The organism is Plesiomonas sp. (assembly GCF_051650925.1).
Taxonomy (GTDB): Bacteria; Pseudomonadota; Gammaproteobacteria; order Enterobacterales; family CAMTGL01; genus Plesiomonas.
Genome location: NZ_JBOFRH010000419.1, coordinates 1 through 1,129, shown reverse-complemented (window position 1 = coordinate 1,129; position 1,129 = coordinate 1). Strand labels below are relative to the sequence as shown.

Annotated in this window: 3 protein-coding genes; 1 reads left to right on the top strand and 2 read right to left on the bottom strand. The window is 46.8% G+C overall.

All coding sequences use genetic code 11. The features are described from left to right. A partial coding sequence (locus tag ACRC27_RS10010) for a hypothetical protein (RefSeq protein WP_438639801.1) occupies window positions 1-91 on the top strand: 91 nt, incomplete at its 5' end. A 93-nt stretch (window positions 92-184) separates the two neighbouring features. Here the strand turns inward: ACRC27_RS10010 and ACRC27_RS10005 are convergent. Both ACRC27_RS10005 and fabR read right to left on the bottom strand, forming a co-directional pair. Next, window positions 185-574 carry a YijD family membrane protein gene (locus tag ACRC27_RS10005; RefSeq protein WP_130955043.1) on the bottom strand — a complete coding sequence of 130 codons (390 nt, stop codon included), beginning with the start codon at window positions 572-574 and terminating at the stop codon, window positions 185-187. Window positions 575-595: 21 nt separating this feature from the next. Further along, the coding region (gene fabR / locus ACRC27_RS10000; RefSeq protein WP_438639800.1) for an HTH-type transcriptional repressor FabR at window positions 596-1,129 on the bottom strand (534 nt) is incomplete at its 5' end.

The following is a 1,129-nucleotide window of genomic DNA, read 5'->3' as shown; positions in this document are numbered from 1 at the left end:
AACCCATCAGGTAAAACGCTTAGCGTTGTTCGATCAGTTGCCATACACCCATCATATGGAATGTGGCGTATTGCTGGAAAAGCGTCGTTAATTTCAGGCTCATCATTGAATGCAAAAAGGCAGCCAAACGGCTGCCTTTCTTATATAAGTCATCTATAAATCATCTGCGGCTATTACGCGGATGTCACTCAGGATCGTGGAAGTCTTTGTCACTATCCGGCTCGGAATTTTTCTTGAATGCCTTGATGCGATAGGCAATCCAAAAAACCAAAACAATACACAGGATAGTTGGCATAAAGTTGGAGCCGATTTCTGGATACTCTACACGCACAATGGCGCTATACATCAGTAGGCCAAGCAAAAAACATGAAGAAGAGAGAACCGGCATGCCTTCAGGCATTGAGCAGTTCAGATAGCGCTGATGTAGGCAATAAACAGATAAAACCAGCGCTAAAAGCGGAAACACCGAAAACGGCACGACAGAGCTAAATAATGCGGCAAAGGAACCGCTGATAGAAAGCCCAGCAACCAAAGACAGAACTAATGTTCCCACATCCAAACGACTTTTGATCATGACCAACCCTATGCTTTAAATTTATTCCTGAGGCTGAGCCTGCTGCCCGACATTTTCATGTAAATGCGCTATATGTGCTTTTTCTTGCTCACGGCGGTACCAATAATAAGCGCCCTTGGAAATCATCCGCAATTGCAACACTAAACGTTCTTCCAACAAACGGCGGTGTTCCATATCAATATCTAACGCTTCGGCACCTGCGCTAAATACGATGGTCACCATTGCCTCGGCCTGAGCTTCGGTAAAGCTGCGCGGCATGTGATTTTCGATTTCAAGATAGTCTGCAAGTTCCGCAATAAAATGCTGAACTTCACGCTGAACTGCAGCACGAAACGCCGCCGAGGTGCCGGAACGTTCCCGCAATAACAGCCGAAAAGCATTCGGGTTATTGCCGATGAATTCCATAAAAGTCGCCACCGAAGTGCGGATAACGCTGCCCCCTTTGGCGATACGCTGACGAGCCTGACGCATTAGCTGACGCAGCATCAACCCGCTTTCATCCACCATCGTTAATCCTAACTCATCCACATCGCGAAAATGGCGATAGAAGGAAGT

Excerpts from the sequence above, each read along its gene's own strand:
- ACRC27_RS10005 (WP_130955043.1), bottom strand. The coding sequence starts at position 574 with ATGATCAAAAGTCGTTTGGATGTGGGAACATTAGTTCTGTCTTTGGTT.